This is a genomic window from Brakhagea baltica, assembly GCF_052161605.1.
In the GTDB taxonomy this organism is placed as follows: domain Bacteria; phylum Planctomycetota; class Planctomycetia; order Pirellulales; family Pirellulaceae; genus JBKCUI01.
In genome coordinates this window covers 1,788,723-1,804,812 of the sequence record NZ_CP197409.1, presented here as the reverse complement: position 1 = coordinate 1,804,812, position 16,090 = coordinate 1,788,723, and the positions used below count along the sequence as shown (strand labels likewise).

The 16,090-nt window shown below is 52.0% G+C and carries 1 protein-coding gene; it reads right to left on the bottom strand.

The genetic code is table 11. From position 1 onward, the window contains the following. Positions 1 to 4: 4 nt before the first annotated feature. Complete coding sequence (locus SH449x_RS06925; RefSeq protein WP_482380597.1) at positions 5 to 15,988, bottom strand: tandem-95 repeat protein; 15,984 nt, start codon at positions 15,986 to 15,988, stop codon at positions 5 to 7. Between the last annotated feature and the right edge of the window lie 102 nt (positions 15,989 to 16,090).

Genomic DNA, 16,090 nt, shown 5'->3' with positions numbered 1-16,090 from the left:
ATAACTACTCGCGGAATACGTCCGCGAAATAAGCGTCCAGAGATTCATTATCCCCAACTGGCTCCGTCGCATACGCTAATGCGACAGCACTTTCGTCTTCATCCAGATTGCTGAGGTAATCCGCCAAACTCAACGTTTGTGCGTCCACAGCCTTCCTAAGCGGAAGTGGGCCATAGACCGGAGAATCCAAGGCTACCGGAACATTGGCTCCGTCTCGCGTCGACATTTGTGAAAAAGGCACGCGACCGATGTCCATCGTCGGCATTACCCACACGCTGTCGCCATCCGCCGAATCGCCTTCTCCCTCTCCTCCCCCTCGGAAAGATTCGGTGTTGATGAAGGTGATCAGTGCGAGCACGTCCAAAGGCCCGATGAATTCGTCCCCGTCGACGTCACGATAGGGCGGGGGAGCAGGTGCGTTAGCAATGCTAGTTCCTCCCCCTCCATTTTCATTGATGAAGTTGATGATGAGCAACACATCTATTGGTGAAACAAACCCATCCGCATTGACATCATAACGATTGGTTGGGTTCTGATGTGAAGAGGGAAGCCGATTGCCAATGTTCAAGGTCACCGTCGTCACCGCACCTTGGGCTCCGAACGAATCCACCGCTCGGTACTGGAAGGTGTCCACAGATCCAACCGTTGCCTGGGCACTGTTGGATCGGTAGATGAATGTTCCGTCAGGATTCAATGTCAACGTTCCACGGGTTGGCGGTGTTACCAAAACTGCGGTGAAAGGATCCCCCTCAGGATCGCTGTCGTTCCACAAAACACCGTTATCATTCGTTGACGGTGTTTGATTACCTCTCGCATCCGTTGTCACAAAGACGGATCCCAATGGGACAAAGTAACTATTCGGATTCGATCTCGGTGCATCATTGACCGGAGCAACTACCAAATCAAATGTGTCTGATACACTTAAGCCTGCCAAATCGATAGCAGTCACCGTTACCGTGGAAAACCCGGACGCATCTGGTGCGAGGGTCAAACGCAATGCCCCATTGACCACCGTCGCCGTCACCAAATCTGGATTGCTGACCTGAACCTCGTACCGCAATTCATCACCATTCGTGATAACATCAGGGTCGAAGAAGTAGGTCGGCGAAAGGACGATTGGATCAATGATTTGATCTTCGTTTACGTTCAAATCAGGTAGCGGAGTTACCAACCGAGGAGCATCATTAACTGGAGTCACGACCACTGTCAGCTGGCTGGTCGCAAACAACCCTTCACGATCGGTCGCACGCACCGTAATCAGTGCGGTTCCGTTTGCATCTGGTCGTGGACGAATAAACATCGTTTCACCAACGAAATTAATATCCAACAGCGTTGGGTTGGTGCTGGAACTCACGCTGTACGTTAAAACGTCACCATCGGTTTCAATATCCGGATCCGTAAAGTAAACGGACATCGTTAGCGTTTGTTCAGGACCGTCCTCCTGGAATGTGAGGGTCCCCATGTTCTCGCCAATTCTAACAGGCGGATCATTCACAGGTGCGATATTGACTAATACCGTACCTCGCGATGTTTGTGGATCAGCTGGATCGCTGTCCGTCACAAAGTAGAAGAATGTGTCTGTGCCGTTGAAATTCAATCGAGGTGTGTAGATCACTCGCCCACCAACAAACTCAACCGTACCACCGTTTACACTGATTGGCTCCACTCCGGTGAAGACGAGGAACTGATCAAGTTCGACAGGGGAATCCCCCTCCAGGAAGAAATCCACACCTGCTTCAAATACTTCGTCCTCGTTGATGTCAATTGTCTTCAGTGTCGTTACTGGCGGCTCATTGCGATCCGTAACGACAACCGTAACAACTCGATTCACCGAACGTGGATCTGGGAGATCTCCCGTCCTACCATTATCGGTGAACGTAACAACGAATGTATCGCTGCCGACAAACCCTGGAGCCGGAATGTAGGTTAAGACACCTGACACGACTGACACAGATCCCGATTGATTGGTTACATTGTTGGGGACGGTGATGGTCAATGTCTGATCACTTTCGTTCTCCGGTCCAGGTACCGCGCCGGAACGCTCAATGACCTCTGCTTGAGTCAAGCTCTTGGCCAGATTCTTTTGCGTCGTCATCGTGAACGTGTTCGCTACCGGCGGATCGTTCACAGGCCGAACCGTTATGGTCGCTGTTCCCAACGTTTCGCTCTCGATAATTTCACCACGCAGCTCATCAATGACGATGAACGGCTGGTAAACCAAAGTGACTTGACCGTTGAAGTCCGGAGGCGGAATGTATGTGAATGTTCCATTGGAATTGAAGTTAATCAAATCCCCCGGACCATCAAACTGGACCAGTCTGGCTCGAAGTGGCCGGCTATCCAATCGCTGATCATTAGCGAGAACGCCGTCATCCACAACGAATCCAGGAGTGAGTGTTCCGTCCGGATCGGTCGTCACTAGCCCACCGACTTGGTCTTCGTCCATCGTGTACTGATCATTTGTAGGGATCGGCGGTACACCAGGGATAATTCGAACCAAATAGTCCTCAACCTCGCCGTCCAAGGCCAAACCGGTCGGCAAGTGGTTGCCAGCTGTCGAAGCGCGGAATCGTGCGAACGACGTCAAGCCAGTCGCAGGCACAGGGAAGGTCGATGGAACGCGAATCTCAAAAGTTTGCACCAAACTTGTCGAGGTGAACTCAATATTCTGCAACACATGCTCACCTGGATCTGTCCAGTCGCCATCCGCGTTGAAATCGATCCACGCATCAACAAAACCTGGCTGACTCAATTGCACCGTCACGCTTGTGCTGACATGACGATTGAACAACGGCATGGCCAAACCTTGGAATTGGAACGAAACCCCGTCGTCTCCCTGGTCGCCATTCGCCAGTGGCGTCGGGCGTCCATCAAGATCCGGCGTTACCAGTTCTCCAAGACGCAATCCGCCCGGGATGATGACGTGCCGAGCACCGTCGTTTGCCAGAGTTGTTGGGTATCGACCTGGAGTCGTCGTGACGGGATCAGGAGCATCACCGTAATCCAACTCAATTCCAGGCATCAAGATCGTGAATTGCGTTTCACCATTTATGCGGTTGCTCTTGAGGAAGTTAGATGCTTTGTCGGCAATACCTCTCAGATAGAAACTCGTTACTTCAGGACTGATGGTAACAGCGTTTTCTACAAAGAAGGTCGAACCTCCGCGGACGCGAGCCGAAAGAGAAGTTTTGCCTTCTGAGTTGGCTTGGTTGATCGCCCGGATAATCGCGTTGCGCATTTCCTCTTCCGAGAAGGATTCATCCTGAACAAAGTTCACAGGAATAGCCCCACCTGGAACCCCAGTCAAAGACAACGACGGAGCATTGTCAATGTTGATGTTGTACCTAGGGTTATCAAGTAACTTCAAACCGTTGGCTTGTATCTCTGTGGTCAACCCGAGTGCAGTCGATTCAATTGCAGCCTTCATGGCTTGCAAAACTTCGAGTCGAGAGCTTTGATTGTTGTAGCGAATGGGAACACGGTTTGGATCGCGTCCGTTGCCAACGCTCAAGTTCTCGAACTCAAAGCTTACCGAAATCGTTCCGTTGTTGATGGTAAAGAAGTCGCCATCAAGAACGTTGCCTCTCGAAAGTGTGATTCCAGATCCTAGTGGATTCACAGCACTAGTGGGCAAGAGTCCCAGATCGATCTGACCACCCCCAGCATCGCGAGGAGCCAATCCCAGCCCAGCATTTGCGATGATCGGAATCATTACCGTTACCAAATCCGCTGCGGTAATGGTTTGGTTGTAATTGATCACGACATTGTTCGGGAGCGATGCACCGCTGAAGTTGCTATCAAACTCGAATGTTACCGTGCGACCATTTGCCGAGATAGTGAAGGTCGAATCTTCTGGAATATCGATTCCACCCCTAGCAGGAAGCTGCATCAACAACGTTCCGAAGATCTCAAGGGTCGAATTACCCCTTACCCCAGGACGCCCGAATAAACCAACCGTTGGAGCTTGTGACACGGTGATCGAGTATTCCTCCGAGCCGCCAACAAACACGTTACCGTCCCTCACGTGCCGTGGTTCTAATTCCAATCCGGCTTGCTGAATGGCATCTGCTAACTTGACACCGATCTCCTCCTGAGAATCACTAGACGAAATCGGCACAGCGATGTTTCCAGGAGTCACAGTCGCATCGGTGGTGAATTCAAAGGTCCGGGTTGTCACTCCAGTCGAGGTCGTTCGCACAATGGTGATAGACTGACCATCGGCAATGGCCCGAGACACGCCAACCAAGGCTAGATTCGAACTGATCAGATCAACTCGTCCTGCATTGGTCAACGACAAGTGTACATTTCTTTGATCCACGATGGTTGGGGAGATTCCCAAACCTATGCTGTCCAGTGCCAAAATCATGGCGTTGGCAACATCGGCTGGCGAAGTTGCCTGAGAAATGTCGATCCGAACATTTCCTGGAGCGATCGCGTTATCGGAGTCAAACTCAAATACAAACGAAGACCGTCCGTCGGAAACGCCAAAGGTTTGTCCATCTGTGATTCCACCTGGTCTGGTTCCAAGCTCGGGGACTTGCAACGCTAGCGTGGAATTGGGTTGGTTAATCGCCGGTGTATTAGTGGTGTCGATCGTCACTCCCGCAACGGCACCAACAAAAACATCTCCACTGCTTAGAATTTGCGGCTGAAGAGCTGGAATACTTGCTAACGCAGCTCGAACCGCCTCCGCAATATTCTGTCTGGAAGACAAACTCGTGAATGGAATTCTAAGGTGGCCAGGAATCGAGTTGTTGTTTGAGTCGAATTCGAATACGTGGCTAGTACCTCGATCGAACACGACAAACCGGTCACCATCGACGATCCCTCCAGCGCCTCCACCTGCTAATGGAATCTGCAATTGAATTCCCTGAGGAATCTGTAGCCGGTACCCACTATCGTATTCGAATATAACCGAACCACCCGAACTATCTCGAATCGTGAACAGGTCACCGTCGGAAACGATATCGCCCGTGCTTGCATCGATTACAAATCGATCCCGGTTGTTGAGCGAAATGTCGTAGACGCGATCGTTTCGCCAAACACCTGCCAACGGTCTCAAGACGATTTGATCTGTCGTCGAGTCGTAAGAGAACGCGTAATCGATTCCTTCAACCAATAGACGTCCGTTCTCTGTAATCGTTACAGCAGATCCAGGCATTCGATTGCCACCAGAACGCCCGACTACGGAATCATCTAAAATGCCGGTTCCACCACCGAGATTTGCCGTCTCGAAACCGTCTCGCAGTTGGATGCGGAATTCAGGATAGACCCCGCTGTTAAGCACAATAATCGACTCCGTTGCGTCTTGGTCTACACCTTGTGCATCATTATCCTTTGGATTCAGGATGATAGCGGTTGGCCCGATAAAGTCAGCACGTTCAAAGGCACCGCGATCCTTGAAGATGTTTCCACCCAACCCGTTGGGAGGCGCAATCGACGGATCGTCCGCTCTGAGCACGCCATTCAAATCCCGATCTGGAGCCAAGATTGGTGATGGAGCAATTCCAATCGCTTGCTTGACCGTACGGAAGCCCTCTCGCTCTGGCAACGAATCGATCGAGCTATCGATGATCCGCGACCGCTGGGAGGGAAGGAGATTGCCACCAGGTACGTTTACGAACAAGTTCTCTGTAACACCCGCCGTTTGGTTGAAGTCAATACCGGTGTTAGGCACATTGGTCGGTGCAGCTTCGATAGCCACGCCCAATCGAGCGGGCGGCTGTGCCCCATCAAAGTACTGATAGGTGTTCCCAGCCACGACAACAGCAGATGGCCGCTGAGCAACGCGAGTCACCGTTTGCGTGACCGAAGGTCGCTCCTGTACGATAGGTGTTTGAACATTGAAGAAGACGTTGTTCATCAAGGTTGGCGAGGCACCACCCGTGACCAAGATTCCGGACTCGGGCAAAAGCGAGTTGATGTTGTTGCCCGTGTTGCCACCCTCTACACGTCTGTTATTCCAAACGATGGAGTAGGCGTTGCGGACAATCACATACTTTTCCGTCGTTCCTTGGCCCGTTGCGGTAACTGGGGAGTTTACCAACGGAAGAACCGCAATTGACATGGTCCGGTCGTGGCCGAAACCGCGATGCGTTCCCGTTTGCTGAGTGGTGGTAGCCGCTGTTACTCCGTTGCTTTGCCCTTGGGTTACGGTCACATCAAAAGGCGCAAAATCATTTTGACCTGCTATGAACCTGCTGAGGCCAGCTTGCAATTGAGCACCGCGTGGTGCTCCAGAATTGATACCCACATCCAAGTTACCTTGGCCAACAGGAGTGTTCTGCGACAGAGCGGTCGTGGGAGAAAACCCATTTTCGCCGTTGATTGCTATTGCAGACACTGGTGCCAGTGGGTTGGCAAGCCGTGGGTTTCCGAAATTGTCGAAACCATTTGGCAAGTTCTGGATATTATTCATACCAGAATTGTTAATGGCCGCCGCAATGGCACGTGCCACATCAGGGGTTCTGTACTCTGGCCCGATGTACACTGGAATATTTCCGTTTGCTGGTGGCGTCGCGCTAGGTCCGCCCACCACAATCTCAAACGTTCTTGTGTTAGTACCTTGCCCCGGTAAATCGGAAACCTGAGTAATCGTAAAGGTTTCTCCATTGGCATAGGAACCCGCTCCATCCACCGTAATTACATGGCTGAAGGGCTTGATCACTTCCAGGTTCAATCGATAGGAACCGTGGGAGTTGCCACGTGCCCTGTCAGCAAAGGAAAGTGGGTCGTAGTTATTGTTTCCGTTCGCGCTGATTCCCAGATAGTAGTCTCCAGGTACCGTCGCAGTGAAGTCAATCACAGACCCAACTATTACGGTCGGTTCTGGCGATCCGCCAATATTCTGAGCGACACCGCTAGAGTTGAAAATTCGAAGTGTAGTGTCCAGTCCCTCCGTTAGTGAGCTCACATCAACCCGAACTCGATGCCCGATTTCCAAACGGAATTTGAACATGTCGACATCTGACGACCCTGTCGATAACGGATCCGCTGGTAGCGTTCCTTCCATCGAATAAATCTTGGGGTTACCACCGGTTCCCTGCCATGTTTCTGTGGCTCCGGCAATCGTGCTGTTGCCTTCCACATCTACCGTTGAGGCATGGAAGGAAGCTCGGCCGCTATTGCCGATAATCGTGTTATTGACGGCACGCACAAATGGGGCGGCGGTGTATTCTCCCAATCGCTGAATATCGAACACTCCTCTCGATTGCACGATAGCCTGTGGACCGCGTAGAATCAAAGAAGCTGTTGGATAGATCCATGTAGAATTATCATCAGGATTGACGATAATAACATTCGCCTGGGGTTCGATCCACGCATCGAGCCTTTGTGTAGTACCGTTAGTTACCAAGGGGCTACCAAGAATGGAGCCATGAATTTGCTTGATGACGTCATCAGAAGCATCACCGCTAATTAAATCGCCAGCAGGCCGCATGTACTGGCCGCCGGTATCCTCCCGATAATAGATGGGAATGGCGTCCGCATTGTTGAGGCCATTACCGCCTACGACACCGCTACCAAAGGCAGGGGCACCAGTACCCGCTCCAGCGATATCATCAAATTCAAATCGAACCGATTGCCTTTGGAAGTCGATAAACAACTGATCACCGTCGTTTATGAACGAACCACTGTGATCATTGATCGCGTTCGCATTCTGAATTCGATCTCTAAGACCTGGCCGAGCCGTGATTCTCCAGGTGGGGCCCTCTCCTTGGATGTGCAGCCCACCAAGCCCCGCCGAGTCAAATAGATTGTTAACGACGACCATTCCTGGGGTTACCCCAGCGCGCTCTGCCACCGATCCAGCAGCAACGCCGAAGGGAACAGTGTTCAAAACAGGTAGGTTTCGGGCGTACGCACCACCGAGTGTCGGAGGAGGGACATACGTGTTGCCTTGAACAGGCTGGCGCGCTCTTCCATCCGCATAATGCTTGTCAGCTGGTGCGGACCATACCGCGAAGTCCCTTACGTTGCTAAAAGTATTGTTCGCAACAACAAACTGTCCCTGATCACGTCGGACATTCACATCACCTTTACCCTCGGAGACAATGATCGCGCCTGCACCGAGCAAGTCAGCACCACTCAGGAATTGCACATCTCCGACGAGGTGCAACATTCGGTTCGTCCCCGCATCGCCAGTCGCTACTCCATTGCTATTGGCTGCGCTGATTCGCCAACGATTCTGAGTGAACATGGCATTGATCGCATCCCGCAGTGCTCTCGCGATCTGAGGAGCTGTCGAGGTCGCTGTGATCGGAATCGGAGTGTTTCCGAAGTCAAAGGTTCCATCATAAGTAAACTGGAACCGAATTCGATTGACCCCATCGGTCATCTCCATGACCGACTTATCTGGTATTTCCAAACCGATTGGAACCTGGATCGAAGTACCGAATGCCCCTCGCAACAAGTTCGGATCGGAATCGCCAGCTCGGATTTCTAGCTGATATGCCCCGCTTCCCGTGAAGGCGGATTGGGCACGGATTACCGCCGTGTACGTACCTCGAGGCAGGAAGGTCTTGATGAACGGATCACCCGTTCCAACGGAACCTCTGCTCAAATCTGCCAAGTCTGCACCCCGTAGTGGCCCAGCTTGGTCGTCAAACACATTGCTAGATGCGCTAAACGCTATCTGTGTTCCCGCTGCATTAAGCAAAGTCATTTGCAAATCGGGTCTGTTCAGCCCATCAGCATAATCAATATCCAAAACGATTGGATAGGTTGCACTTCCCGAGGCCGCTCCCACCAAACCGCTGGTTGGTATTCCAACACTGAACACGATGCGGTGTTCCGCAAACGAAGAGGCGAGTGTACCTGCAACACTAATCGCCTGCAGATCGGTCATGTGAACCGAACCGACATTGGTGGTGGTTAAGAAAGGTGTATTATTGTCCAGGTGGAACAGAGTTCCGTCATACATTCCAACCTTGGCTTCACCTGTGAACGGTGAACGAGATGGCAATCCGTTGGCCTGAATGCCATTGGTCGCATAACGAATATCAGCAAACTGAACAATCGAACCAGCAAACTCCTGCATATCCTGGAGACGGATTTGCATCATGTAAGCACCGCTGGTAAGACCTGCCCGTGGATTGTCCACATTAACGCCGTTGCTTCTTACCCTGACAAAATAAGTGCTTTGCGAACCAGCTACTCCAGGCAAGAGAATGCGGAAACCTGCATCTTTCTCGTTAGTTGAACCATCATCCTTTAAGATGCCAGATGCCGATCGACGCACGCTTTCCGTTGTTCGGCGAATAAGTGGATTGACAAAAAACGGATCAATCAAATCCGTACGCAAAATCAGCGAGGGATCCAACTGCTCTTCGAGACTGTTTGTGCTTCGGGCTATGACTTCGCCATTGCCATTCAACAACTCGATCACTGTGTCCAAACTGGAGGTGTTCGTGTCGATATCAAACCAAACTTCTGTCCCGGCCTCCGCCGTGAAGCTGTAAACGTCTTTATCGCCAGGTTCGCTAATAACACCATGAACGACATATCCAAGCGGTAGATTCTCGTCCGACTTGGAAGCGTTCGGGGCAAGGGCTCCCAGGAACTGAGCTGTGACGACTGTGTCGTTCACTCCAGGAGCAACGGAGTTCGGGGATTCGATCTCCATAACGAGTCTAACATTGCGATCGTTACTATAGGTATCGAACAACAAGCTGCGCCAATCACCAGGTCTAGGAATGGTTGCGAAGCCGTCATTGTTGGTATCGGTTTGCGGGGTTCCATCTGGCTGCAAGCCTGCTCCCACGGTGTCATCCCGGAGACTGGTAAAGATAACGGGGAAGTTAGGTTGACCGATGACGTGGATCGTGCCACCAACGCGGTTGTCAACTCCACCGAAAGAGCCGGTAGCCGTGAAACCTGTCCCTCGCTCTTGGTCAAAGTTCGATCCAGGTCCCTCCATCTTGATGACCAATGATTCGTTCACGGAACTCTGCAACCTTAGACCACCGCTATGCTGTAGGTTGCCAACCGTTACCGAATCGAACAACACGTGCACGATGTCAGTATCGTCCCAAACACTTTCCGTGGATAGCGAGTTTCGTTGCAGATCACGCACCGCCAGAACATTCTCGGTCAAGTTGTTCGTGGTTGCATCGGCGCGAATCTCTAGACCATTGATGGCATTGTTGAACAACATGTTGCCCCGGAACAATGGACCGCGATTGGTGTCCATAGTCGTATATCGATCGACAGCACCCGTCTGACGACCTAGGTCACCACGAATGGTAGCGTCCATAGAGTTGATGTCTATTGTGATGGCGGTGCCGCTATTGTTCTGGAAGATATTTCCTACAACGATCGGTTGAGCTCCTCGGATAAACAACGTCGAGCCTCGGCTGTTGTTGTTTCCGAACGGATAGTTCTCGTTCGCGGGACGTCCTAGCCGATCGATTGGCCCCTGACCGCCCATGCCATTGGCGTTATTCTCAAAGATAAAGTGCGCTATCCGCGCATCGGCTTGTTGCAACTCGATCGGACTAAATGCTTTGAGTGTTCCTTCAATTCGAGAAACACCACCAGCATGTGCTAATACACCATAGTCAAGGCTCACTTTCGATCCGGGAGCAGCATAAATACCGCTCCAATCGCCGCGTGAAGCATCACTTGCAAGATTCGAACCGTTGTTGTTCGTGTCGAATGTTCCACCCGCACCAAATCGATCATCAAGCTTGCTGGTGAAGACAACCCGATTCTGAACGGTACCTTCTGCAATGAAGTTGGCGGTCTGCCCCAACTCGATTCGAGCCCCCTCGAGTTTGACAATCATCCCTGGATCAAAAACCACGGACGCACTGAGAGTTGGCCGCAAATTCCCAAAGGTCTCAATCGATAGCGGTGTGCCGATCGTTGCACCCGTGTCGGTGTAAACAGACGAAGCCGGACCAACTGTAGCTACCAAAACATACGTACCGGCGCCACCTACCGCACTGCGGTAGATTCGACGAGCGACATAACTCTCAGGCACTGCTGGCAAGTTGTTAAGCGTTATGTTGCGCTGCGTGCCATTGGTGGTGACGGATTGCGTTACGTTGGATACCAAGCCTTCTCGTCCCATCGAATCCACCATAACAATTCGATAGTTATAGGTGCCAATGGCAAGGGTTGAAGCTCCCGTCGCAAGCGTGACTCCAACAGCAGAGACATTCGGCCTATCGCGTAGCAACGAAGCATCGACATCAGCTGGCGATTGACCGCGATCTAGGAAGCTGGTCGAAGCCGCGTCGAGTTCTGCGACAAGCCGATAGGTACCGCTGCCATTGACATCGCTTCGGTATAACCTGCGTGCAACATACTCGCCCGAGGTGCCGGGCAAACCGAACAATCGAACGGCAGATTGGCCAGCAGCTACTACAACCGATTGCGTCGCTTCCGACGGTGGAGTCTCGTATCCATTTCGGTCGACAAAGGTTATTTTGTAATTATAGGAACCAGGAATCAAGCTTCCGCCAGTGGTTCCTTGCAAGGACACGAAGTTGGTTGGTGGAATCGTTTGGTCCAATATGCTCGCACCAGGACGACCTCGAACCAGGAGATTCTCAGAGAAGACATGCACGATGTCGGTGTCATTGAATCGGACAGGCACCTCAAGCTGCCGTTGCTCGCCGCCAGGCAGTGGAGTAGGAATCTGAACGAACAAACCGTTGACCGAGTTGTTCAACATTATGTTACCGCGAAGATTCAAGCCGACGCGATCGTAATCGGGCGTGAAAATGCCACGACGCTGATAAAGTGGCTCGCTGAACAACGTTTCTCGGAAACTGTCTTGCGTTGCAAGCATTGCGTTACCGGCGCTGTTTGTAATTCTGTTATTGGTAATGGTTGGGCGGAAGCCGTATACCTCGACCGAATGAACCGTACGCTGAACAGAATCAACGACTACCGCGTTGGAGCCTCCAAAGCGAATATCAGCATTGTTCAAATATTGTAAGAAAATCCCTTCGTCCTCGAGATCAAAGCGACCAGCCTCTCGGTCGAGATCTCGACGGTAAACCAAGCCGCCCCAATCTCCAGCTCGAGGAGTCGTGGTCGGCGAGAAGTTATCTAATCCGATCGATTCATCCAGCCAGGACGTAAAGTAAACGCTACCAGCCGCTCTTTGTCCCTCAGGCGTCAATACAGCATTGCCGTTCGCGTCAAGCAAAATCGGTGCTCCGAGAACTTGCAGCACTCCCCCACTGCGGTCAACCCCAAGAGTCGAGCTACCCACGCCGATGCGAGCTCGATTCAGCTTGAAGATAACCCCAGGCTCGACCATTACGTTAACTCCCCTAGGCACATCCATCGACGCACCATCCGAAAGCACTGTACCGGCTAGCAATCCAAATCCAATTTCGTAAGCCAGGTTGTCATTGAGCGTTTCCATCCTGCCATCGATACCACCGTTAGGTAGTATTCGAACGATGTCACCTGGGAATGTGGCCCCGAACGCGTTTGGAACACCGCTAGCAGATATATTGTTGAATGGTCTCTCTAGCGAACCATCTGCGTTTGGACCAGCAGACTTGTCAACGAAAATGGTTCGTCCCAGAACATCAACGAATTGATTGAGACCTGGGCTTACCTGCAACAATCGCTCGCGCCGTAGAGTCACCCGGTCGCCCGATGCAGAAGCGGTGATGTTCAGCTCTGTTCGAGAGTTGATCGCCGTCGCGGTTGCAATCGCCAAATCCAACGCGGAACTGGTTGGAGAGTAAGGGATTCTTGTATTTCCCGTTCCAACGATCAAATCCTGACTGAACTCGAATCGGCGAACGATTCCATCCGCACTCGTCAAAGTAATGATCTGGCCTTCCAAGCCACTCACTGCGCCGGAGGTGAAACGGAACGAACGGTCTAGCTGGCGAGTTTCAAACCAGAAGTCATACACTCCACCAGGCAAGCCGTCACCATTACCGTCCAATGGAACTCGTGTGTCGCCGTTCATCGCGACATCCGTAATCGTGTCAACGCCGTCCGTCTGAGCGCGGAAAGTCATCCGCAGGTCGTAGTGACCTTGGGTGCGCCCACCGAATCCGGAATTCGGAATGGTAGGGTCGTATTGATCGTTCCCCGAAGCCGATACACCTACGAAATAGACTCCGGAATCCAAATTTATTCGAATTAACGAATCACGACTAAAGTAGTCATCGTTCTGCGCGATAAGATCCACTCGACCACCGCGAAGAGTGATCGGAGAATACGTAATATTAAGACCGCCGATCTTCGTTGCTGCGGCGCCAGATTCCAGGCGTACCTTGACCAGCGATCGAGCCGCTATGTCGTTATCGAGAGCAGTGATAAAATCTTGAACCGTACTCTCGCTACCAACCGTCGAGTTCAAATCCACGACGATGGCATTTGGGAACACCTGCACCAATGGTAGTTCGTTCTCTCCACGAGGGCTACGAGTGACGAAAATCTGCAAATTGTTACCGAGTTTGCCGGGCTGTTCCGCAGTGAAGGAGACTTGAATATCCTGGCCTGCTCCCAAATTCGACATAGCTGTCGCTTGAACTTGCTTGTACAACGCCAGTCGCGTGTCAAGCAAGCTACCTAGGTCGCTTCGCTCTGCAAATGTTTCAGCAACGAAAACCCCGGTCCTGTTCTCGCCGTTAGGTCCAAAGTCGATGTCGAATCGGTAGAAATCAACGTCGCTTCCCTCAGGCCGGTGTAGATATTGCCCATGAATTACGTCCTGGTTTCCTGGGAAGATCGGCTCGAAATTCCTATCAGCACCAGGCGGAAAGTTCAGGAACCCTGGATCCATGCTCATCAGCGTGTCGGGCTCCAAATCCCCAGCATAGGACAAGCCGAGAACGAACCCAATGCTAGCCGCTGCGGAACGGGTCAAGCTCTCTCCATACTCGTTCTGCCAAGAATTGCTCGCGGAGAAAACCACCAGGGATCGGTTGTATTCTGGATCGATCCGAACTTGGAAGTTTGTGTTGCCAGCTTGTCGGAATCCCGCAGTCGGAACTGCTCTCAAGTCACCTAGTGCAAAGGTTATACCCGCGTTAGCAGTTTCGACGAACTGAACTCCGAGGTGACGAGTCCAAAGGTGGAGTGCCTCTCGGATTCTTTCTTTCTGTTTTTCGGATATGGAATTGTTAACTGGCGAGCCAAGCACGGTGCCATATACGTCTTGGAAGTTGTAGTACAGCGTGCGTATTCCGGGGAAATCATCAGCACCGAAATCGGGATTGATGTGATTTTCAAACACTTCGGGAACGATCCGCTGGCTGATGTCGTCAGGCCCACCAGGCAAATCCAATCGGTGAACCCCAGCTCGCAACTCAGATCGCAAAATCAAACTGGTTTGAGGAACCGCTGCGGAACCGATCGTACCCAGGTTCATCGAGGTGTCAAAGGTATCCCCCAGCCCGACGAGTGTAGCCCTGTAGTTGATAGGTCTTGAACCAACGACAAAATTGCCCTGCGACCCGGGCTCGAGCGTTGTCCGAACCAATGTGGCCGCCGCCGACGTTTCCAGAGCCGCGATGACCTGATCCACGGTCGTCGTAGAGGAAACCAGGTCGACGGTAATGGCAGACCCATTGACAGTCACCGTTGGCTCACCGCCGTTAGGATTGTTACTGTTGACGAAATTGACCGTGATCCCGTTACCTGCCGAACCTATAGCCCGAGCAGTGAATCTAACACGAGCGGCCCCGTCGGTGTTCATATCGATGATGGCAGTTGCTGCCGCTTCGCTTTGCACCGGTTCCATGGGGCGACTCTCGCGAGTCCCGACGCGTAGCCGAAAGGCCGATGGATTCGAAGATGGCCCCGCCAATCGATCTAGATCGTCATTAAACCGGAGCGTTACGGTATTCGCAGACGCATTGTACCGAGCCGAAACAGGGAAGAAGATATCATCGTCCGTGTTGCGAACCGTGTTAGCGGTAAAGTAGAGCTGGTAGAATTCGGGATTTTCAGCACTAGCAGAAGTCGGATTGCCATTCGCATCGTTCTCAACAAACAACTTGTCATCATCGAAATAAACGACAATGGTATCCCTGAGTTGCGTCAGCTCCCCATTTGCACTTCGAACCACTGGCTGCGGAACAACACCCGTGACCCGAGATCCAAGATCTAATCGGAATTCGATAGTGTCTTGACGAGTGCCGGACATTGAGGGTTGGAACAGCTGACCATCTAGATTTCGCAGACCAGTAATTCCCCTACCCGCATCATCAAAACCAAAGACCTCCAGTCGGTAAACATCGTCAGGCAAATTCTCGGCGAACCTCAGAGTGACTTCGTTCTCATTGGGACGATCACCGATGATCACTGCTCCGGGTTGTACGATAACGTCATTGTCAGTCCTCATGACGATACTGCCGTATCGATCTGCCGCCGCTCCACCGAGCGCAGTCGCGGCATGCCCACCGTTAAGTCTGGCACTTAGCCGAGCTGACAATGCAGGCGAACTGTTTATTGCATTAACGAGATTGGTAGCCGTGATCAACGATCCCGAAGCGGAATTCAAAACGATCGAGGCAGTCGATCCATTCAACGACAATTGCGGACCTGCACCTGGTCCCAAGTTGCTAGTGGACACATCGATCCGCAAAAAATCCCCCGCGTTACGTGCTGTGAGCTGAATGTCAACCCGACCGTCCGAGCCGAAGTCGGTCGAGACCGAGGGCAGTCCAAAAGAACCGTCTCCTCCAGCTCGCGTGACTCGGATTCCACTCAATGATGCGGGATCAATAACCTGGACTTGATCAAACCGGAAAGTCAGCTCTGTGGGCGCAACGGTCCGAATGACGCCATTCTCGATCAAATCACTGTTGTTTGGCTGAACGCCAATTAATCGTGGCCCCACCGCCATTAACTGTCGGGATTCCAGCGTCTCAATCAGGCTCTTGCGAAACGCGAACCGCTTGGTATTCGACCTTGCGGTATCGTTGCGCTGCCTGCTAAAACGCTCAGAGGAAGTGGAATTTGTGTCTTGAGAAGTTTTGTTCGTACGAAGCCGGCGGATGGTCATCACCAACCCTCAGTGCAAAAGTGTCGTTAACGCCCCAGCTCAAAAAACGAGCTGCGAAATGACGAGGTCGAGGCAAAGCACCGGTCGAACTAAAGGGAGATA

Bases quoted from the DNA above. Each gene is read 5' to 3' on its own strand.
- SH449x_RS06925 (WP_482380597.1), bottom strand. From the start codon at position 15,988: ATGACCATCCGCCGGCTTCGTACGAACAAAACTTCTCAAGACACAAAT.